Annotated in this window: 20 protein-coding genes; 14 read left to right on the plus strand and 6 right to left on the minus strand. The window is 66.0% G+C overall.

The features are described from left to right. Positions 1-3 precede the first annotated feature (3 nt). The 3 genes from DYI37_RS05920 to DYI37_RS05930 all read right to left on the minus strand — a co-directional run bounded on the left by DYI37_RS05920 (position 4) and on the right by DYI37_RS05930 (position 2,841). On the minus strand, positions 4-219 hold the full coding sequence (locus tag DYI37_RS05920; RefSeq protein WP_199520084.1) for a DUF2093 domain-containing protein: 216 nt from the start codon (positions 217-219) through the stop codon (positions 4-6). 171 nt (positions 220-390) lie between these two features. Further along, on the minus strand, positions 391-2,316 hold the full coding sequence (gene mutL, locus DYI37_RS05925; RefSeq protein WP_116682257.1) for a DNA mismatch repair endonuclease MutL: 1,926 nt from the start codon (positions 2,314-2,316) through the stop codon (positions 391-393). 81 nt (positions 2,317-2,397) lie between these two features. After that, on the minus strand, positions 2,398-2,841 hold the full coding sequence (locus DYI37_RS05930; protein WP_199520085.1) for a Fur family transcriptional regulator: 444 nt from the start codon (positions 2,839-2,841) through the stop codon (positions 2,398-2,400). 271 nt (positions 2,842-3,112) lie between these two features. Between DYI37_RS05930 and DYI37_RS05935 the strand changes: the two genes are divergently transcribed. From DYI37_RS05935 to DYI37_RS06000, 14 genes are all read left to right on the plus strand, one after another. Further along, a complete protein-coding gene (locus DYI37_RS05935; protein ID WP_116682258.1) occupies positions 3,113-4,009 on the plus strand; it encodes a metal ABC transporter substrate-binding protein in 897 nt (298 codons plus the stop codon). After that, entirely contained in the window at positions 3,994-4,896 is a 903-nt protein-coding gene (locus tag DYI37_RS05940) for a manganese/iron ABC transporter ATP-binding protein (RefSeq protein ID WP_116682259.1), read from the plus strand. The genes DYI37_RS05935 and DYI37_RS05940 overlap by 16 nt, the downstream gene beginning before the upstream one ends. Further along, positions 4,893-5,816, plus strand: coding sequence for a metal ABC transporter permease (locus tag DYI37_RS05945; RefSeq protein ID WP_116682260.1), 924 nt, complete (start codon positions 4,893-4,895; stop codon positions 5,814-5,816). The genes DYI37_RS05940 and DYI37_RS05945 overlap by 4 nt, the downstream gene beginning before the upstream one ends. Further along, the gene (locus tag DYI37_RS05950; protein ID WP_116682261.1) at positions 5,813-6,676 is read left to right on the plus strand and encodes a metal ABC transporter permease; all 864 of its coding nucleotides are present in this window, start codon (positions 5,813-5,815) and stop codon (positions 6,674-6,676) included. The genes DYI37_RS05945 and DYI37_RS05950 overlap by 4 nt, the downstream gene beginning before the upstream one ends. Positions 6,677-7,005: 329 nt before the next feature. Then, the gene (locus tag DYI37_RS05955) at positions 7,006-8,772 is read left to right on the plus strand and encodes a methyl-accepting chemotaxis protein (protein ID WP_245413789.1); all 1,767 of its coding nucleotides are present in this window, start codon (positions 7,006-7,008) and stop codon (positions 8,770-8,772) included. Positions 8,773-8,774: 2 nt separating this feature from the next. After that, complete coding sequence (locus DYI37_RS05960) at positions 8,775-9,104, plus strand: STAS domain-containing protein (protein WP_116682263.1); 330 nt, start codon at positions 8,775-8,777, stop codon at positions 9,102-9,104. Then, positions 9,101-9,466 (plus strand): response regulator, encoded by a 366-nt coding sequence (locus DYI37_RS05965; protein ID WP_116682264.1) that lies wholly within the window; start codon positions 9,101-9,103, stop codon positions 9,464-9,466. The genes DYI37_RS05960 and DYI37_RS05965 overlap by 4 nt, the downstream gene beginning before the upstream one ends. A 67-nt stretch (positions 9,467-9,533) precedes the next feature. Next, positions 9,534-11,825 (plus strand): chemotaxis protein CheA, encoded by a 2,292-nt coding sequence (locus DYI37_RS05970; protein WP_116682265.1) that lies wholly within the window; start codon positions 9,534-9,536, stop codon positions 11,823-11,825. Positions 11,826-11,832: 7 nt separating this feature from the next. Then, entirely contained in the window at positions 11,833-12,300 is a 468-nt protein-coding gene (locus DYI37_RS05975; RefSeq protein WP_116682266.1) for a chemotaxis protein CheW, read from the plus strand. Beyond that, a complete protein-coding gene (locus DYI37_RS05980; protein WP_116682267.1) occupies positions 12,297-13,184 on the plus strand; it encodes a CheR family methyltransferase in 888 nt (295 codons plus the stop codon). The genes DYI37_RS05975 and DYI37_RS05980 overlap by 4 nt, the downstream gene beginning before the upstream one ends. Next, positions 13,181-14,203, plus strand: coding sequence for a protein-glutamate methylesterase/protein-glutamine glutaminase (locus DYI37_RS05985; RefSeq protein ID WP_116682268.1), 1,023 nt, complete (start codon positions 13,181-13,183; stop codon positions 14,201-14,203). Before DYI37_RS05980 ends, DYI37_RS05985 begins: the two co-directional genes overlap by 4 nt. 130 nt (positions 14,204-14,333) lie before the next feature. Then, positions 14,334-14,723, plus strand: a complete 390-nt coding sequence (locus DYI37_RS05990; RefSeq protein ID WP_116682269.1) for a response regulator — start codon at positions 14,334-14,336, stop codon at positions 14,721-14,723. Next, positions 14,720-15,262, plus strand: a complete 543-nt coding sequence (locus tag DYI37_RS05995) for a chemotaxis protein CheD (protein ID WP_116682270.1) — start codon at positions 14,720-14,722, stop codon at positions 15,260-15,262. The genes DYI37_RS05990 and DYI37_RS05995 overlap by 4 nt, the downstream gene beginning before the upstream one ends. A 122-nt stretch (positions 15,263-15,384) precedes the next feature. Further along, positions 15,385-15,762 carry a hypothetical protein gene (locus DYI37_RS06000; protein WP_116682271.1) on the plus strand — a complete coding sequence of 126 codons (378 nt, stop codon included), beginning with the start codon at positions 15,385-15,387 and terminating at the stop codon, positions 15,760-15,762. 269 nt (positions 15,763-16,031) lie between these two features. Here DYI37_RS06000 and DYI37_RS06005 read toward each other — a convergent pair whose 3' ends face one another. Genes DYI37_RS06005 through DYI37_RS06015 form a run of 3 tightly spaced genes read right to left on the minus strand, consistent with a single transcriptional unit; the run spans position 16,032 to position 20,229 of the window. Next, positions 16,032-17,978: a tripartite tricarboxylate transporter permease gene (locus DYI37_RS06005; protein WP_116682272.1), complete on the minus strand. Its 1,947-nt coding sequence runs from the start codon at positions 17,976-17,978 to the stop codon at positions 16,032-16,034. A 52-nt stretch (positions 17,979-18,030) separates the two neighbouring features. Next, positions 18,031-19,119 carry a Bug family tripartite tricarboxylate transporter substrate binding protein gene (locus DYI37_RS06010; RefSeq protein WP_116682273.1) on the minus strand — a complete coding sequence of 363 codons (1,089 nt, stop codon included), beginning with the start codon at positions 19,117-19,119 and terminating at the stop codon, positions 18,031-18,033. A gap of 30 nt (positions 19,120-19,149) precedes the next feature. Next, positions 19,150-20,229 carry a 4-oxalomesaconate tautomerase gene (locus DYI37_RS06015; protein WP_116682274.1) on the minus strand — a complete coding sequence of 360 codons (1,080 nt, stop codon included), beginning with the start codon at positions 20,227-20,229 and terminating at the stop codon, positions 19,150-19,152. Positions 20,230-20,305: the final 76 nt, after the last annotated feature.

Genomic DNA, 20,305 nt, shown 5'->3' on the forward strand with positions numbered 1-20,305 from the left:
CGTTCAGGCCTTGCCGGCGCGAACCTGCTTCTCGCGTTCGAAGACCGCTTCGGCGTCCCGGTAAGCTTCCTGGCGCTCGACGCTCCAGTATTTCAGGAGATCGAGGGGGATCGCATCGCCGGTGACGGCACAGCGCACGAAGGCGCCGGTCTTCACCACCTGAAAATCGGGCGTGCCGTATTTCAGCTTGGCTTCGCCGCCGGGGTCCATCCTGTTCATCACGTTCCGCATTCCTGTCGCATGGCGCGTCGAAAACGGCTCGAGAGCCGTCGGGGTCGCGGCCGGGCCTACTTTCATCGCAAGACCCCTCTGATCGAAGCGCGATTTAAGCCTTCCGGACCCGGTATGCAAATCATGGAGCAGGCCGATCGATCCGGGCGGCCTCGATCTTCAGCGCCCGAACAGCGCCTCGATATCGGCCTTCTTCAGCTCGATGAAGGTCGGCCGGCCGTGATTGCAGGTCCCCGAACCCGGGGTCGTCTCCATCTCGCGCAGGAGCGCGTTCATCTCCTCCAGCCGGAGGCGGCGTCCGGTGCGCACCGAGCCGTGACAGGCGATCGTCGCAGCGACATGGTCGATCCGGGACTTCACGCTGTCTCTCGTGCCGAACTCGGCGAGCTCGTCGGCGAGATCGCGCACGAGCCGCTTCACGTCGCACTGACCGAGGATCGCCGGCGTCTCTCGCACGGCGACCGCGCCCGGTCCGAACCGTTCGAGGCCGAGACCGAGTTTGGCGAAGGTCTCGCTCTCCTCCGCCAGCCGGTCCGCATCGTCCTCCGGCAGATCGACGATCTCCGGGATCAGCAGCAGTTGCGAAGCGATGGTTCGGCCGTAGAGTGCCGTCTTCAGCTTCTCGTAGACGATCCGCTCATGGGCCGCGTGGCCGTCCACGAGAACGAGCCCGGTCGGCGTTTCGGCAAGGATGAAGTTCTCGAAGAGCTGCGCCTTCGCAGCGCCCAGAGGATGATCTCCGGCATCCGTCCGGCTCTCCTGCGGCGAAGGCGTTCTCTGGAATTGTGCGGCGTCGCTCTCGAACGGAGCCTGTGCGTCTTCGGCAAAGCCGTGGCCCGCCTCCGTCGGCCATGCCTCGCGCGAGCCGTCGAGAGGCCGGTAGGCGGCGCTCGACGGATCGAAGGGCGTGCGCGGACGGGCCGGCGCCTCGTAGCTGGAGCCCGGCCATCGGGGCGCGCTCGGCGAAGAAGGCATTGCGATGTCCGGGGCACCCGGGGCAAATCCCGCAAAGCGGATATCGGGATCGGGCGACCGGGCCTCCGCCGCGTTCGAGAAGCGGGCGGCAAGCCCGCGCGCCGCAGCCGTCGACCCCCGCACCCCCTCGGCCGCCATCGCCTCGCGAATGGCACCGACGATCAGTCCGCGCACGAGCTGCGGGTCGCGGAAGCGCACATCGGCCTTCGCCGGATGGACGTTGACGTCGACGAGCGAGGGATCGATCTCGAGGAAGAGGACGGCGAGCGGATAGCGCCCCCGCTCCATCATGTCGGCATAGGCGCCGGAGAGCGCCGAGATCAGCATCTTGTCGCGCACCGGGCGGCCGTTGACGAAGAGATACTGGCTGAGGGAATTGCCCTTGTGGAAGCTCGGAAGCCCGGCATAGCCGGACAGGCGCACATCCTCGCGAACCGCGTCGATCTCGACGGCGTTTTCGGAGAAGTCCCGTCCTACCACGTCGCAGATCCGCCTCAGGGGTTCGTCCGCCGGCACGGCCTCGAGAACCAGCCGCGAGCGGTCCGGGCCCGACAGCTCGAAACGCACGCCCGGAAAGGCGATCGACAGGCGCTTGACGATTTCGGTGATCGCGCTCGTCTCGGCCCGGTCGCTTTTTAGGAATTTCAGCCGCGCCGGAACGGACTGGAAGAGGTCGCGCACTTCGACCACCGTTCCCTTCGTCAGGGCGCCCGGCATCGGGCCCTCGCAGGCGCCGGCCGCGACCCGGACCTCGAAGGCTTCCTGTGCGCCCGCCGCGCGCGAGAGGAGGGAGAGCTTCGCGACCGAGCCGATGGAGGGAAGCGCCTCGCCGCGAAAGCCGAGGCTCGCGATGGCATCGAGACCGCCGGAGAGTTTCGACGTGCAGTGACGGCGCACGGCAAGGCGCAGTTCCTCGCGGGGAATCCCGCGCCCGTCGTCGGTGACGCGCATCAGCGTCTTGCCGCCGCCGGCCGTCGCGATCTGGATGCGCCTCGCGCCCGCGTCGAGGGCGTTCTCGACCAGTTCCTTGACGACGCTCGCCGGACGCTCGACCACCTCGCCGGCGGCGATCTGGTCGATCAGATATTCGTCGAGCTGGACGATGGACATGAAAGCTTCCGCGAGGATCTGGCGAGTTCGTGATGGCGGGCGGTTCGCATATGCGATCGCCGCGAGAGGGCGGCCGCTTCGTCAGACCGGACCGGGCTTCTTGCGTGCCTCGATGATCGTGACGCAGCGAACGACCTCGTAGCCGAGATCGGCGGCGATGGCCTGGTGCCGGGCGCTCATCGCCTCGTCCTCGAATTCGATGATCGTCCCGTCGCCGACATCGACGATATGGCCGTGATCGTCGTCGCCGCACAGCTCGTAGCGCGCCGGCGAGTTTTCGAGAGACAGCTTGCGGATGAGGCCGAGCTCTTCGAGCACGCTCAGCGTCCGGTAGACCGTCGCGTGGGAGATGCTCGCATCGGACCCACGCGCCTTTCCGGCGATCTCCTCGGCCGTCGGATGATCTTCGGCGCTCGACAGGGTGCGCAGGATCGCCATGCGCTGGCTCGTGACGCGCAGTCCCGCTTCGCGCAGCATCACGGCGAAGCCGTCCGTTTTCGGTGAGGGTTCGAGAGCATCCGTCATGGTCGATCTAATTCATATTTCCGCAGAGAGGGCAAATCGTGACGGGCCGGCGTTCTCGGCCGAACCGCCTTCAAATCGGTGTCCAGCCAGCACTTGCGGCGCGTCACCCGGAGGGCACGCCATCGTGATGCGGGCTTGAGCTCCTCAGCCGGCACCTCTGTTGACTAGATGAGAATGAATTGCAATATCAAGTTTACGGGCGTCGCATCTTTGGATGCCTGGTTTTTCCGGGTGTCCGGCCCGACGAATATGCGCAAAGGACGATCGATCGATGGGACGCATGCCGTTCGCGCTTCTGGCCGGTGTCTTCGCCGCAAGCCTTTCCGCGGGCTCTCAGAGTGCCGCTGCGGAGAGGCTGAAGGCCGTCACGACCTTCACCGTCATCGCCGATATGGCGCGCAACGTTGCGGGCGATGCGGCTGACGTGACCTCGATCACCCGGCCGGGCGCTGAGATCCACAACTACCAGCCGACCCCGCGAGATCTCGTCGCCGCGACCGGAAGCGACCTGATCCTGTCGAACGGGCTTGGCCTCGAGCGCTGGTTCGAGCGCTTCCTGCAAAATCTCGGTGATGTTCCGACGGTCATCGTCTCCGAGGGCGTCGAGCCGATCGGGATCTCGGAGGGTCCCTATGACGGCAAGCCGAACCCCCATGCCTGGATGTCGCCGGACGATGCGAAGATCTATGTGGACAACATCGCGGCGGGCTTCGCGGCGGCAGACCCGGACAATGCCGAGACCTACCGGGCCAATGCCGAGGCCTACAAGGCCGAGATCGATAGCACGATCGGGCCGATCCGCGAGCGGTTGGAGAGCCTTCCGGACGACAAGCGCTGGCTTGCAACGGGCGAGGGCGCGTTCTCCTATCTCGCCCGCGATTTCGGCCTGAAGGAGCTCTATCTCTGGCCGATCAATGCCGATCAGCAGGGAACGCCCCAGCAGGTGCGCAAGGTGGTCGATACGATCGGCGCCGAGAACGTGCCCTGCATCTTCTCCGAGTCCACCGTCTCGGCCGAGCCGTCCGAGCAGATCGCCCGCGAGACCGGCGCGCGCTATGGCGGCGTTCTCTATGTCGATTCCCTGAGCGCCGAGGACGGGCCGGTGCCGACCTATATCGATCTCCTGAAAACCACGAGCGAGACCATCGCCGCATGCCTGAGCCAGTGACAGGAGCCTCTTCTTCCAAAGACGAGGCCGAACGCAAAGCGGGACTGCGCGTCGAGAACGCATCGGTGACCTATCGCAACGGGCTGACCGCGATCCGCTCGGCGAGTTTTTCCGTTCCCACCGGCTCGATCGCCGCCCTTGTCGGCGTCAACGGATCGGGCAAGTCGACGCTGTTCAAGGCGATCATGGGCTTTGCCCCGCTGACCGAGGGACGCATCGAGATTCTCGGTGGCTCCGTCCGGCAGGCTCTCAAGGCCAATCAGGTGGCCTATGTGCCCCAGAGCGAGGAGGTGGACTGGAACTTCCCCGTCCTCGTCGAGGACGTGGTGATGATGGGCCGCTATGGCCGCATGGGCTTCTTCCGCCGTCCCGCCAAGGCCGATCGCGACGCCGTCGACGAGGCGCTGGAACGGGTCTCCATGGCGCCCTATCGCGAGCGCCAGATCGGGGAGCTTTCGGGCGGCCAGAAGAAGCGCGTCTTCCTCGCCCGCGCGCTGGCGCAGGACAGCCGCGTGATCCTCCTCGACGAACCCTTTACCGGGGTCGACGTGGGCACGGAGGACGCGATCGTCGCGCTTCTGCGCGAGCTTGGCGACGAAGGCCGGGTGATGCTGGTCTCGACCCACAATCTCGGCTCGGTGCCGGAGTTCTGCGATCATACGGTGCTCGTCAAGGGAACGGTTCTGGCAAGCGGGCCGACGCGCGAGGTCTTCACCCGCGCCAATCTCGAAAAGGCGTTCGGCGGCGTGCTTCGCCATTTCGACCTGCGGACCGGCGAACGGGGCGGTGCGACCGCCGTCATCTCGGACGACGAGCGCCCCTTCGTCGTCTACCCCGAGCCCGGCATCGGCGAACCGCGATCCGGGGAGCCCGCCGGGCGGCCATGACCCTCCTCCTCGAGCCCTTCGTCTACGACTACATGCGCAACGCCATGCTGGTGAGCGCGCTGGTCGGCGCGACCTGCGCGTTCCTCTCGGCCTATCTCATGCTGAAGGGCTGGTCGCTGATCGGCGACGCGCTGTCCCACGCCATCGTTCCGGGCGTTGCGGGCGCCTACATGCTCGGCCTGCCGTTCTCGTTCGGCGCATTCCTGTCGGGCGGTCTTGCCGCCGGCACCATGCTGTTCCTCAATCAGCGCACCAAGCTGAAGGAGGACGCGATCATCGGGCTGATCTTCACCTCCTTCTTCGGCCTCGGCCTCTTCATGGTGTCCCTGTCGCCCACCTCGGTGAACGTTCAGACGATCGTCCTCGGCAATGTCCTCGCCATCACACCGGCCGACACGTTGCAGCTTCTCATCATCTCCGTCGTCACCCTGGCGACGCTTGCCGCCAAGTGGAAGGACATGCTCGCGGTGTTCTTCGACGAGAACCACGCGCGCACGGTCGGTATCGACGTGCGGGCGATGAAGATCGTCTTCTTCGCGCTGCTTGCTGCCTCCACCGTCGCCGCGCTCCAGACGGTCGGCGCGTTTCTCGTGGTCGCCATGGTCGTGACCCCCGGAGCCACGGCCTATCTTCTTTCGGACCGCTTCCAGCGGGTCGTCCTCATCGCCGTTGCCATCGGCGCGGGCACGAGCTTCGTCGGCGCCTATGTCAGCTTCTTCCTCGACGGGGCGACGGGCGGCGTCATCATCTGCCTGCAGACGCTGATCTTCCTCGCAGCCTTCGTCTTCGCCCCCAAGCATGGCCGGCTCGCGGCCCGGGCGAGGCGGCGCGAGGCGATCGCGGGTGAGGCGGCTGAGGAGACGATGTCGCCGATGACGAGCCCCGCCGGCGCTCGCTTCGAGACGAGGGACGCAGGATGATCGACCTCTTCCTCTCGGACCCCCTGATGCCCTTCGCCTTTCCGTTCATGCGCGAGGCCATGCTGATCGCGGTGCTGGTCGCGGTTCCGACGGCGCTCCTGTCCTGCTTCCTCGTGCTGAAGGGCTGGTCGCTGATGGGCGACGCCATCTCCCACGCGGTGCTGCCGGGGATCGTTCTCGCCTATATCTTCGCCGTCCCCCTCGCCATCGGCGCCTTCCTCGCGGGCATCTTCTGCGCGGCAGCGACCGGCTATCTCTCCGAGAACTCGCGCCTGAAGGAGGACACGGTGATGGGCATCGTCTTCTCCGGCATGTTCGGCTTCGGGCTCGTCCTCTACACGAAGATCCAGTCCGACGTGCATCTCGACCACATCCTCTTCGGCGACATGCTGGGCGTGCTGCCGGCCGATCTCTGGCAGGCCGGCGTGATCGCGGTCGCGGTGAGCGCGATCGTCCTGTTCAAGTGGCGCGATCTCCTCCTCCACACCTTCGACGCCATGCATGCGCGGGCGATCGGGCTTCCCGTGCGGATCATCCATTACGGCCTTCTGACCGTCCTCTCCCTCACCATCGTCGCCGCCCTGAAGGCAACCGGGATCATCCTCACCATCGCGCTCCTGATCGCGCCGGGCGCGATCGCCTTCCTCCTGTCGCGGCGGTTTTCGCGGATGCTGATCTGCGCCTGCGCCGTCTCCGTCTCCTGTTCGCTGCTCGGCGTCTATTCGAGCTTCTACATCGACAGCGCGCCGGCACCGACGATCGTGCTCGCGCTCAGCGCGGTGTTCGTCGCGGTCTTCGCCTGGCGGAGCCTCCTGCAACGTCGCGGCGCTGACCGTCGGGAGACGATCCCGGGACGCTGAGCCCGTCGCAGGCGTACCGATCGCCGCCCGGCAGGCCTTCGATCGGCGGACGGTCGGTAGCCAGGTCTCACGGCCTCGCCGATCACGCGTCCGAGGCTCCTCTTCCGCGGGACCATGGAGGGGCCGATCGCTCAGCGCAAAGCCCTTGTAACCGGGAATTAACGCATCCTGCGCTTAATGGGCATCGTGCTGGCTCCACACCCTTCGTATGCGTATCGCCGCCGACTTCCGAAAGGGAAGATCCGGCTCGATAGACGAAGCTGGGCTGGCCGAGCGCAGGGGCGGACATGCAGTTTCTTCGGACAAGAGGGCAATCTTCGGCAAAGGCGGTGCTCGACGCACTCAGCCGCACGCTGACGATCGTCGAATTCGATCCGAAGGGAAGGATCGTCGCGGCGAACGCGAACTTCTGCAAGCTCACCGGCTACGCCGAGGAAGAACTTCTTGGACGCCATCACCGCATGCTGGTCACCGAGGAGGATGGACGATCGGCGGACTATCAGACGTTCTGGGAGAGGCTCGCAAAGGGCGAGGCGATGACCGGCGAGTTCAGGCGGGTCGGCCGGGACGGCCGTGAGCTCTGGCTGAAGGCCTCCTACAATCCGATCGTCAATGCCTTCGGAACCGTCGTGCGCGTCGTCAAGGAAGCGACGGACATGACCGGCTGGCGCGACAAGGTGGCCGAGGTGGACGCCAAGCTCGACGCCATTTCCGCCACCCAGGCGATCATCGAATTCACGCCGTCGGGCGAGGTCCTGACGGCCAATCGGAACTTCCTCGACGTGATGGGCTATGGTCTCGACGAGATCAGGGGCCGCCATCATCGCATGTTCGTCGAGCCGCAATTCGCGCAATCGGCGGACTATGCGAGCTTCTGGGCGCGGCTCAATCGCGGCGAATATCTCTCTGACGAATACAAGCGGATCGGCAAGGGCGGCCGCGAGATCTGGCTCTTCGCATTCTACAATCCGATCCGCGGCGCCGATGGGCGGGTCCTGAAGATCGTCAAGTTCGCCACGGACGTCACGCCGCGCGTCAACGTTCTGCAGGCCGTCGGCACCGGACTGCACGAACTGTCGCGGGCCAATCTCGACTGTCGCATCGACCAGCACTTTCCGGCGGTGTTCGAGGCTCTTCGAACCGACTTCAACAGTTCGCTGAACGCGATCACGAGACGCCTGAGCGAGGTCGTCGGGGACGTCGCGGCCATCCGCGAGACATCGAGAGAGATCGTCGAGGCGAACGGCGACCTGTCGCGGCGCACCGAGACCCAGGCAAGGAACCTCGAGCGGACCTCCGCCTCGCTCGACGAAATCACCGCGACGGTGCGGGGAGCGGCCGGGAATGCCAGCAGCGCAAGCGAGGTCATGCGGACGGCCCGGCTCGATGCCGAGAACTCGGGCAATATCGTCGGCCGCGCCGTGGTCGCGATGAAGTCGATCGAGACGTCTTCGAGGGAGATCGGCCAGATCATCGGCCTCATCGACGAGATCGCCTTCCAGACGAGCCTTCTTGCGCTCAATGCAGGCGTCGAGGCGGCACGGGCCGGCGAGGCGGGACGCGGATTTGCGGTGGTCGCCTCCGAAGTGCGCAGTCTGGCGCAGCGCTCGGCCGATGCCGCAAAGCAGATCAAGACGCTCGTCTCCGTTTCCGGTCAGGAAGTCGAGAACGGCGTGAGGCTCGTCGACGAGACGGGCCAGGCCCTCATGCGGATCGTGCAGCACGTGGCCGAGGTGAGCGGCATCGTCGCGCGGATGTCGGGATCCTCGTCCGAACAGGCTCTGGCGCTCGGTGAAATCAACACCGCCGTTAAGGAAATGGATCAACTCACGCAGCACAATGCGGCCCTGGTCGAACAGACCGCCGCACGCAGCGCGGTTCTCGCCGATCTGGCGGTCTCGCTCGACAGCACCGTCGGCGAGTTCCGTCTGCCGGCCGATCGGACGCCGGGCGGCAGTGTGGTTCCCTTGCGGCAGGCCGCGTCCATCCGGTCGTCGAGCGACGTTCTTGCAACGTCTGCGAGCCCGGCGAGAACGGGCTCTGCGGCACGCAAGGCACAGCCAATGATCGAAGCAGAGAATTGGGAAGATTTCTGAGGATGGCAAAGCCCGAGGCGTTGATGACCAAAGCCAGCGATACACGGACGATCGAACTCGAACCGATCCTCGACATCTCCCATGCCGCTGGGATCGCGGACCGGCTGCGCGCCCTGTCCGGCGCGCCCGTGAGCGTCGACGCCTCGGGCGTCGAGCGCATCGGAACGCCCGTGGTGCAGGTCCTTCTCTCGGCCGCCCGGACATGGGCGCGGGCCGGAGGGCGCTTCACGATCATCGCCCCCTCCGGTGCCTTCCTGACCGGCCTCACGCTTCTCGGCCTTTCGCTGGACGACTTCGGCGTACCTTCTTCCGTCAACTTGGATCCACAGTGATGAAAACGATTCTCACGATCGACGATTCGCGCACCATGCGCGAAATGCTGCGCCGAACCCTCCAGGATGCCGGCTTCGGCGTCATCCAGGCCGAGGACGGCGTGGACGGTGTCGAGAAGCTGGCTGGCAGCCAGCCCAATGTCATCATCACCGATGTCAACATGCCGCGCATGGACGGGCTGACCTTCATCGAGACCGTCCGCAAGGACCCCGCCAATCGCGGCATCCCGATCCTGGTGCTGACCACCGAGAGCGATGCCGAGAAGAAGGCGCGGGCCAAGAACGCCGGCGCGACCGGCTGGATCGTGAAGCCGTTCGATCCGGAAAAGCTCGTCGCCGCCATCAACCGGGTGGCCGCTTAAGACTGCACGAAGCGGCCGAGTGCTGAAAGGCGCGGCTCGCATCCGTCCGCTTGCTAGGGATAGAACGATGACCGGAATGGAAGAGATCCGTCAGACATTCTTCGAGGAATGCGCAGAGCAGCTCGACGAACTCGAGACGGGCCTGCTCGCCATCCAGGATGGGAGTGCCGACTCGGAGACCGTGAATGCGGTCTTCCGCGCCGTCCATTCGGTCAAGGGCGGCGCCGGGGCGTTCAATCTCGATACGCTGGTCGGCTTCGCGCACACCTTCGAGTCCGTTCTCGATCTCGTGCGTTCTGACCGGCTGGAGACGAGCGAACAGGTCGTCTCGGTTCTCCTTCGCTCGTCCGACGTCCTCGCCGATCTGGTGACGGCGGCACGCGACGAGACGGCCCACAACGCCGCCGCCGTCGCGGAGGTTTCGATGGCGCTCGAGGCACTGCTGGGCGACACGTCGAGCGGATCGGGCAGTTCGGCGGAAGACGAACTCGACGGGCTCATGGGCGATTTCGGCTTCGAGCCGGTCCAGGTCTCCCTCGACGATCTGATCGGGCCCCAGGGCGACAACCGCTTCCGGATTCTCTTCAAGCCCAATCGCGACCTCTATGCCCGTGCCAACGAGAGCATGGTGCTGATCCGCGAAGTCCTGTCGCTCGGCTCGGGCGAGGTGGTCTGCGACATGTCGCGCCTGCCCGATCTCGACGCGCTCGACTCCGAAGAGGCCTATCTCTCCTGGGGAATCACTCTCGAGACGAATGCGTCGCGCGGCGCCATCGAGGAAATCTTCGAATTCGTCGACGAGGAGTGCGAACTCACGATCGAGGATCTGAACGAGACCGAGGACGAGCCGGCGAGCGAGGATGTCGACCGCGAGGTCTCCGAACTCCTCGCAATGCTGAGTGCCGGCGCCTCGGATGGCTCGAATTCCGACGATGACGAAACGGACTTCGATTTCGCCTCGGTCGGCATGGGGATCGAGACCGATCCCGAGCCTGAAGAGGACTTCGACGAGCCGGGCTTCGCCGCGCCGGCCGCGATCGAGACGAAACACGAGCCCGTCGCCGCTCCGGCCGCAAGAAAGCCGGTCGAAGCCGAAGCCGGCCCGAAGGATGCCGGCGAAGCAGGCGATGACAAGAAGGCCGGGGCTCCCCCCTCGACGACCATCCGCGTCGATCTGGAGCGGGTGGACCGCCTGATCGACCTCGTGGGCGAACTCGTCATCCATCAGGTGATGCTCTCGCAGAGCGCCCAGAAGGCCGGCATCAATTCGAGTTCGGAAGTCATCCTCGGTTTCGAGGATCTCGAAATGCTCACGCGCCAGATCCAGGACAGCGTGATGGCCATCCGCGCGCAGGCGGTCAAATCGGTCTTCCAGAAGCTGCCGCGGCTCGTGCGCGAGGTGTGCGCCGCCACCGGCAAGGATGTCCGCCTGACCACGGAAGGCGAATATACGGAGGTGGACAAGACGGTCATCGAACGTCTGTCGGACCCGCTGACCCACATGATCCGCAACGCGATCGACCACGGCATCGAGAGCCCGGAGGATCGCATCAAGGCCGGCAAGCCGCCGGTCGGCAATATCTGCGTGTCCGCCGCCCACCGTTCGGGCCGCATCGTCATCGAGATTTCCGACGACGGCGCGGGCATCGATCGCCAGCGGGTGCGCGCGATCGCCGTCAACAAGGGTCTCATCCCCGCCGGTGCCAACCTCTCCGACGACGAGATCGACAACCTCATCTTCCTGCCCGGCTTCTCGACCCGCGAGAAGGCCTCGGAACTCTCGGGACGCGGCGTCGGCATGGACGTCGTCAAGCGCTCGATCCAGGCGCTCGGCGGGCGCGTGTCGATCAGCTCGCAGCTCGGCAAGGGCTCGACCTTCGTCCTCAGCCTTCCCCTGACCCTCGCCGTTCTCGACGGCATGATCGTCTCGACCGGCGACAACACGCTCGTCCTGCCGCTCACCGCCGTGCTGGAGACCTTGAAGCCGAACAGCGGTGACATCCGCGAAGTCCTCGATGGCGCCTCGGTGATCCGGGTCCGCGAGCGCTTCATTCCGGTCATCGACGTGGCGCGCCAGCTCGGCTTCACCACTACGCCGAGCGATGCCCGCGAAGGCGTCATCGTCCTCGTCGAGAGCGAGACCGGGGCGGGACAGGCGCTTCTCTTCGACGCCATCCAGGGCCAGCGGCAGGTGGTGATCAAGAGCCTCGAAGCCAATTACGGCCGGATCGAAGGCGTCTCGGCTGCGACGATCCTCGGTGACGGACGTGTCGCTCTGATCCTCGACGTGGATGCCCTCACCACCTCGAACCGCCTCGATGCCCCTTCCTACAATCCCTTTTCCGTAGCCGCAGAGTAGTACGATCATGAACGACCATGCGCAAAACGACAGCCACTTCAAGCGCGAGCTGATCGCCTTCCGGATCGCGGACCAGGAATTCTGCGTCGACATCAAGTCGGTCCGCGAGATCCGCGGCTACGTGCCGGCGACGCCGCTTCCCAAGACCCCCAGCTATGTCGCTGGCGTGATCAATCTGCGCGGCACCGTGCTGCCGGTGATGGATCTCGGCCTTCGGATGGGTCTGAAGGCGATCACGCCGACACCGCGTTCGGTGATCATGGTCGTGAAGATCGGATCCCAGCTCTTCGGGCTTCTCGTCGACGCCGTCTCCGACATCGTCAGCGTCACCGAGGAAGACATCCAGGTCAATCCGGACGTGACGAACGACCGCTCCAGATCCTTCGTCAGCGGTCTGATGGCCCTCGACCAGCGGATGATCGCGATCATCGAGGCATCCAGCATCCTGCCGGAAGGCCTGGCAGAAGCCGCATGAGCACGACCTCCGTCCGTTCGATCGGCGAGGCGGCCGGGCGATCCGAGTTCACGTTTTCGGACAAGGATTTCAGCACCATCGCGTCGATCCTCTACGCGGATGCGGGGATCGTGCTGAAGCCGGAAAAGGCGATGCTCGTCTATTCTCGGCTCACCAAGCGATTGCGCGCCCTGGGGCTCGAAAGCTTCGCGGCCTATTGCGCGCTCGTCAGCGAGCGCGAGGGCGTGCCGGAACGGCGCGAGATGCTGGCGGCCCTGACGACGAACGTCACGCACTTCTTCCGCGAGGAGCATCACTTCGACCATCTTCGCACCCGCGTCCTGCCGCAGCTTCTCGCCCAGGCGCGCAAGGGCGGGCGGGTCCGGATCTGGTCGGCCGGATGTTCGAACGGCCACGAGCCCTATTCGATCGCGATGACGATCCTGTCGCTGATGGGCAATGCCCATGAACTCGACATCCGGATCCTCGCCTCCGACATCGATCCGCACGTGGTCGCCTTCGGACAGGCGGGCTTCTACGACGATGCGGCGCTCGAAAACGTGCCGGACGCCCTGCGCAGGAAGTTCTTCCAGAGAAGCACGAGCCCGTCGGGACAGGTCATGTCCGAGGTCTCGCCGCAGATGCGGGCGCTCGTCGCCTTTCGCGAACTGAACCTCATGGGCCGCTGGCCGATGAGCCGTCCCTTCGACGTGATCTTCTGCCGGAACGTCGTGATCTATTTCGACGAACCCTCGCGCCAGACGATCTGGAACCGCTTCCGCGATACGCTCGCACCGGGCGGCGTCCTCTATGTCGGGCATTCCGAGCGGGTGACGGGACCTGGATCGGCGCGGTTGTCGCTCGAGGCGACGACGACCTATCGAGCGAAGGAGGAGAGGGCATGACGGCCGCGCGGGTACTGATCGTCGACGATTCCGCCGTGATGCGCGCCCTCGTGCGCAACACGCTCTCGAACGATGATTCGATCGAGATCGTGGGGGAGGCGACGAACGTCGCCGAGGCACGCCAGAAGATCAAGGAGATCGAACCCGACGTTCTCACGCTCGACGTCGAGATGCCCGGCATGAACGGGCTGGAATTCCTCGAGAAGATCATGCGGCTGCGCCCCATGCCCGTTGTCATGGTGTCGTCGCTGACGCGCCCGGGTGCGGACGCCGCGCTGCGCGCATTCGAGATCGGCGCCTTCGACTGCGTGGCCAAGCCGAACGGTTCGCTCGGCGGCAATTTCTCGACGCTTCCCTCGATCGTGAAGCAGGCGGCAGCGGCAAAGGCGCGGATCGGCCTTCGGGTGGAACGGGCGGGCGCGCCCGCATCCGTCCAGCCGGCGGCCATGGAGCGCAAAGCCGACTGGCCGCAGATCGTCGCCATCGGAGCGTCGACCGGCGGGGTCGAGGCTCTCATCGCCTTCCTGTCGAACTATCCCAAGAACTGCCCGCCGACGGTGATCGTCCAGCACATGCCCGGCCTCTTCACCACCTCCTTCGCCGCGCGCCTCGACCGGGCCTGCGCTGCGCGGGTGGCCGAGGCGGAAGATGGCGAACCCCTGATGGAGGGCCGCGTCTATCTGGCCCGGGGAGGCCGCCATCTGCGGGTGCGCACGGGCGCCCAGCCGCGCTGCGTGGTTCGGGGCGAAGAGGTCAATCAGGGCCACTGCCCCTCGGTCGACACCCTCTTCCATTCGGTCGCCGAGAATTACGGCGCGGGGGCGACCGGTGTGCTGCTCACCGGCATGGGGCGCGACGGAGCCGAAGGTCTCCTCGCGATCCGCCGCGAAGGCGGGCGAACCTTCGCCCAGGACAAGGGCACGGCGCTCGTCTACGGCATGCCGCGCGTTGCCCACGAGATCGGCGCGGTCGACCGGGGCACGCCGCTTCACGCGATCGCTCGGGAAGTGTTCGCATGATCGGGCAAGCGTTGGAAACTCGATCGAAAGGCTATCGGTCCATAAGGGTAGCCAAGTCCGGCCACGGCAGCGGCCGCTATCCCTCGGCAAGCACGGTCTCGGGCCCGCAGAGATACTCAGGAGCAGGCAGATGAGTTTCAAGGATCAGTTCAAGGTCTTGATCGTGGATGATCACAGGACGAGCCGGATGATCGTTCTCGACGCGCTGCAGCAGCTCGGCATCAAGCAGCTGATGTATGCCGAGGACGGCGAGGCGGCGCTGAAGATGATGATGACCAAGCCCGCGCATCTCATCATCTCCGACTTCAACATGCCGAAGCTGAACGGCTTGCAGCTTCTCAAGGCGATCCGGTCCTACAAGCCGACCAACAAGACGCCCTTCATCATCCTGAGCGGGCGCGGCGACCAGGAACTCGTGCGTCAGGCGATCGCGCTCGGCGTCAACAACTTCCTGCCCAAGCCGATCACCGTTCCGGTGCTGAGGAAGAGCATCGAAGCCATCGTCGGTCGAATTCAATGACCATGCGTGACGACCCCTACAAGCGTATCAATCTGATCCAGGGTGAGGCGGTCGTCACGGACGAGGACGTCGTCATCGCGACCATGCTCGGCTCCTGCGTGGCCGCGTGCATCCGCGATCCGATCGCCGGCGTCGGCGGCGTGAACCACTTCCTGCTGCCGGGCTCCGACAGCGGCGCCCAGCGCGGCCGCGCCGAGAGCTACGGCGTCTACCTGATGGAGCTCCTGATCAACGGGATCCTCAAGAAGGGCGGCGATCGCCGCCGGATGGAGGCCAAGCTCTTCGGCGGCGCGCGCACGATCAACAGCCTGCAGGACATCGGCGGCCGCAACGCGGATTTCGCGCGAAACTTCCTCCAGAACGAAAGCATCCGCTGCGTTGCCGAGGATCTCGGCGGCACGAGAGGGCGGTGTATCCAGTACTGGCCGATGAGCGGACGAACCCGGCGCAAGCTGATGGACGACTCGACCCTCTTCAAGCCGGTTCCCGTCATGCCGAGCCTCGCCAAGGCCGCTCACGGCGAAATCGAACTGTTCTGACACCCGCCTGCCGTTTGGCAGGGTTCGAGCATGGGCCGCGTTCCATAGTGCCGGGCAAACGCCCATCCGGCCGGTCCGAATGCGCGCGTCCGCCAAACGGCCTAGGGAACGGGAACCCCGAGATGAGCGAATCGAAGACGGAAGGCTTAGGTGCCGGCCTCATGCTGGACGAGGCCATGCGCTCGGTCGCGGCCGAACTGGACGCGATCGCCGAACGCACCGACCGCCTGCACGATCTGGTCTTCTCGACCTCGTCCGGCTCGCCGGACGCCGCCGGAGCGCGGCATGTCCAGGCGATCGATTCCAATATCCAGATCCTCGCCGATCTTTCCGCATTCCTGCGTGATCTTTCCGAAACGCTGCCCGGCCACGATCTCGGCGACCCGCATACTGCCCTGCGTGCCCTGACCCTCAACTCGCTGAAGTCCCGGATCGTGGGTCGCAGGCGCGAGGGTGGCGAGGCACCGGGCGGGGAGACCGGAGACCTCGAACTCTTCTGAGGCCTCGCCTGCCGCCGATAAGACGCGCTGTTCCCACGCCGCCGTTCGAACGAGAGCCTCCCGATCGGCGGGTGACGAAAGCTCGTTCGGCAAGGTGAAGCCCAAAGATGCCGTTGGTCGACGGGTTGCGCGCGCCCCGGGCCGGGACTAGCTGCCGAACCCTCTCGGACTTCTAGTGATCGTGGGAAACGTCAAAGGTCCGGCGCGTGTCCCGCGCCGGACCTTCAATAGGGGCGCGTCTCGCGCCGGACCTCGATTGTTCGTTCGCCTCATCCCAGAAGCGACCAGACCAGTCCTTCCGGGAGGCGAAGGGTCATCGCCCAGGTAATTCCGGAGATGAACCCGACGGCGAGAACGGTGAGGATCGCCGTCTGGGCGAGACGTGCCTTGCCGGCCAGAAGCAGGAAGGCGGGGAAGAACACGCACATCGCGGGAACGAAGCCGATGAGCCAGATCGCGCCGACCAGCGCCGCGAAGATGGCGAGATAGACCTCCCGCCCGGACCAGCCGCCCTCGGTCGCAAAGCGCGCATCGTCGTCATGGATCGCCGAGTGCTGGCCGCGCTGGAGATGGGTCAGCACCCAGATCGCGCCGCCTGCCGCCAGAACACCGATCGTCAACGGGAAGACCTGCGCGAGGAAGGACAACTGGGTCGCCTCGTAGACGCAGTAGAGTGCAGCGGCGAGGAACAGGCCGGCGAATACGAACTGCCGGGTGCGCGTGGAGAGGGCCGCCTCGTCCGAGGCGCCTTCGCTCGAGATCTCAGCGCCGAACTTGAGGCCCAGGAAGACCGAGATCAGCGTGATGGCGCCGATGATCAGAACGCCCGGCCGCAGCATCCATTCCCAGCCGTAGAACTGCACGGCCTGATAGAGATAGCCTTCCGCGCCGGGCGCCAGCACGAAGCCGATGAGAAGTGCCGGGCGCGGCCAGCCGAAGCGCCGCATGTAGAGGCCGACGCCGCCGGCGACGATCAGGGCGATGAGATCGGCCATGGATCGCGATGCCTGGAAGGCGGCGAACATGACGATCATCACCATGAAGGGCGCGAGGAGGACGAAGCGGATCTGGGTCAGCCGGGCCACGTAGCGAGCGAGCAGAACGCAGAGCCCGGCGCCGAGAATATTGGCGAGGGCGAGCGACCAGATGATGGTGTAGGTCACATCGAGCCGGGTCTCGACCATGGTGATGCCGGGCTGGATGCCGAGCAGCACCATGCCGCCGAGGAAGACGGCCATCGAGCCGGAGCCGGGAACGCCGAACAGGAGCGTCGGCACCAGCGCGCCGCCCTGGCAGGCATTGTTGGCCGATTCCGGGGCGATCACGCCGCGGATGTCGCCCTTGCCGAATTGCGACTTGTCGCGGCTCGTCTGGACGGCATGGCTGTAGGCGATCCAGTCGACCACGGCACCGCCGAGACCAGGCAGGGAGCCGATGACGCAGCCGAGGCTGGCGCAGCGCGCGACCAGCCAGGGATGGCGCAGGACGTCGCGCATGCCCTTGCTCCAGCCGCCGCCGAGCCCGGTGGTATCCGAGATCGCCGTGCCGCGCTTCAGGAGATCGATGATCTCGGGAATGGCGAAGAGGCCCATCGCCACCACGACGAGGGGAACGCCGTCATAGAGATAGTCGAAGCCGAGCGTCATGCGCGGCTCGCCCGTCGCCGGCGCCGTGCCGATGATGCCGACGATGAGGCCGAGGCCCGCCGCCGCGATGCCCTTTGCGAGACTTCGCCCCGACAGGACCGCGACCATCGAGAGGCCGAACAGCGTCAGCATGAAGAGCTCTGCGGAAGAGAAGGAGAGGACGAGGGGACGCGCCATGACGATGGCGAACGAGAGCACGAGCGCGCCGATCACGCCGCCGAAAAGCGAGCTGGCGAAGGAGGCGGACAAAGCTCGCGCCGCCTCGCCCTTCTTGGCGAGGGGGAAGCCGTCGAGCACCGTCGCCTGGCTGGCGCTCGATCCGGGAATTCCCATCATGACCGAGGTGAAGGTGTCGCCGGTCGGGATGACCGCGACCATGCCGATGAGCATTCCGAGCGCCGAGGTCGTGTCCATGCCGTAGAGAAACGGCAAGAGGATCGACATGCCCGCGATGCCGCCAAGGCCGGGAAGGATGCCCACGATCAGACCGACGAGCACGCCGACGACGAGGAATGCGAGATGGGCGCCGGACGTGACCTGGCCCAGCGCTGACAGCGCGATGTCGAACATTGGTATCTCCTCCCCAAAAAGACGGGCGGGCCCAGGACGGGCCCGCCGATGCTCAGAACCGGACGCTGTAGTCTTCGGAGAGCCAGTTGGTCAGGAAGTCGCGGGTCGACTGGTCGACCTTGAGTGCCTCCTTCAGGGCCGCATCGGCCTCCGCGCCCACGAGCTGGTCGTAGACGCCGATCTCCTCGCCCGCGCGCTCGCGGAAGTCGGGCGCCTCGACGATCGTCTTGGCGGCATTGCCATAGGCCTCGATCACGTCCGCCGGAGCGTCCTTCGGCAGGACCACCATCTTCTGCAGGGAGAAGCCGGCGAGCATGAGCGAGCGCCACGCTTCGTAAGCTTGGCCCTCCGGCGCAGCGCCCGTCGCGGCCTCATAGAATTCCACGAAGGTCGGAAGCTCGGGGAAGGACGGATCACGCTCGACCGAACCATCGGCGTTGACGACGCCGAGCGAGAAGAGCGGGACGGCCTTTCCGCTTTCCACCAGCGGCTTCACGCTCGTGAGGTAGGCGGAACTCGTCTGGAAATCGATGCCGGCTTCGCCGCGCTCGAAGGCAAGCCTGCCGGCGCCCCGGCTCTCCATGCCGAAAACGGGCCTGACGTTGAGGTCCAGCATCTTGAAGGCGAGGAGGACCGGCATTTCCAGCGCGGTCGCGCCCTGGCTCGCGAAGCGGATCTCGGCCTCGCGCAGCTTCTCGATGTCCTGAGGACCGGTGACGCCGTATTCCGGATTGACGTAGACGACGCCGCCGGTGGGCGATGCGAGGACCGCGGTCCAGTCGGCATAATCGTAGCGCACGCGCGGATCGCCGAGGATCGCCGGATACTGGGTGGAGGCCGACGTGCCGAGGATCTCCAGCCCGTCGGAGCCGGCGCGCATGGCGAACTGATTGGCGCCGGTGATCGACCCGCCGCCCGGAACGTTCAGCACGACGACGGTCGGCTTGCCGGGGAGCGTATCGGCCAGTTGCGGGGCGAAGAACCGCGCCCACACGTCGGTGCCGCCGCCGACGCCGAACGGAATCGTCCATTCGACGGTCTCACCGGCAAAATCGGCCGCATGGGACGGCAGCGACGAGGCCGCGATCGCCGATGCGCAGAGCAATGCGGCGAGCGCGCCGCGGATCTTGAACTGTTTCATGGTGGTCTCCTCCTTGGATTGTGCTTGTTATCAGGCCGCTTTGTCGCGGCCGAAGACGTAGCCTTCGAACAGGCGCCGCGCGGTGCGAATGACCGAGACGCGGGTGATTTCGGCCGTATCGGGATCCTGTTCGATCTCGACCGGCGTGCGCCCGGACGGGTGCTCGATGACGAGCAGGCGGCGTCCCTCCGCGTTGATCGGCGGCAGGTCCGCCAGTTCGCTCGCGATCGTGCCCTGCGTGCAGCAGGCGGCGGCGATGCAGACCGCTCCGGTGATCGCGACGGCGGTGTGGCAGGAATGGGGCATGAAATAACGGGCGCGGATCGTGCCGCCGTCTGCGGCGGGCGAGAGCAGGATGGGCTTGGGTATGACCATGTTCGCCACGTCGCCGAGGCCCATCATGCGGCCTGCGGTGAGGCGCAGGCCTTCGAGCCCTGCCAGGAATTCGCGATCGGCATCGAGTTCGGCCGGGCGCTCGCCGCCGGTCTTGCCGAAGCTGCGGGCGTCGGCGAGCATCGCGGCGACGGCCATGTCGAACAGGCTGACATCGATCCCGTCGACGACGCTTCTAGGGCCCCCGTCTGGCAGGAGCCGCCCGGTCTTCGATCCCGCCGCGTCGAGAAAGGCGAGGCGAATGGGCGCGGCCGTGCCGGGAACGCCGGCAATGGCGCTTTCACCCTCGTAATTGACGACCCCGCCGGGCGTCTCCACCAGCGACTCGATCAGCTTGCCGGTGTTCACGTTGTGGATGACGACCCGGGTTTCGGCGCCGTCCGCCGGAACCAGCCCCGCCTCGATGGCGAAGGGGCCGACCGCTGCCAGCATGTTGCCGCAGTTCGGGGCGGTGTCGACGAGCGCGCGGACGACGTCGACCTGGGCGAAGAGATAATCGACATCGGCGCCGGGCACGCTGCCTGGGCCCACGATCGCGACCTTGCTGGTCAGGGGATTGCCGCCGCCGATCCCATCGATCTGAAGCGGGTGGCCCGAGCCCATGACGGACAGGAGAAACGCATCGCGCGAGGCAGCATCGCTCGGCAGATCCGAGGCCAGGAAGATGGGGCCACGCGACGTACCACCGCGCATCAGAACGCAAGGGATCTTCGGCATCTTTTGGACTTTCTGGCTGGGTCCGGCGTCGGCGCCGGAAGTGAGCCTTACTTGTCAAAGATGCTGCGTTGTGTGA

Origin of the sequence: Fulvimarina endophytica, assembly GCF_003403015.1 — a bacterium.
Taxonomy (GTDB): Bacteria; Pseudomonadota; Alphaproteobacteria; order Rhizobiales; family Rhizobiaceae; genus Fulvimarina; species Fulvimarina endophytica.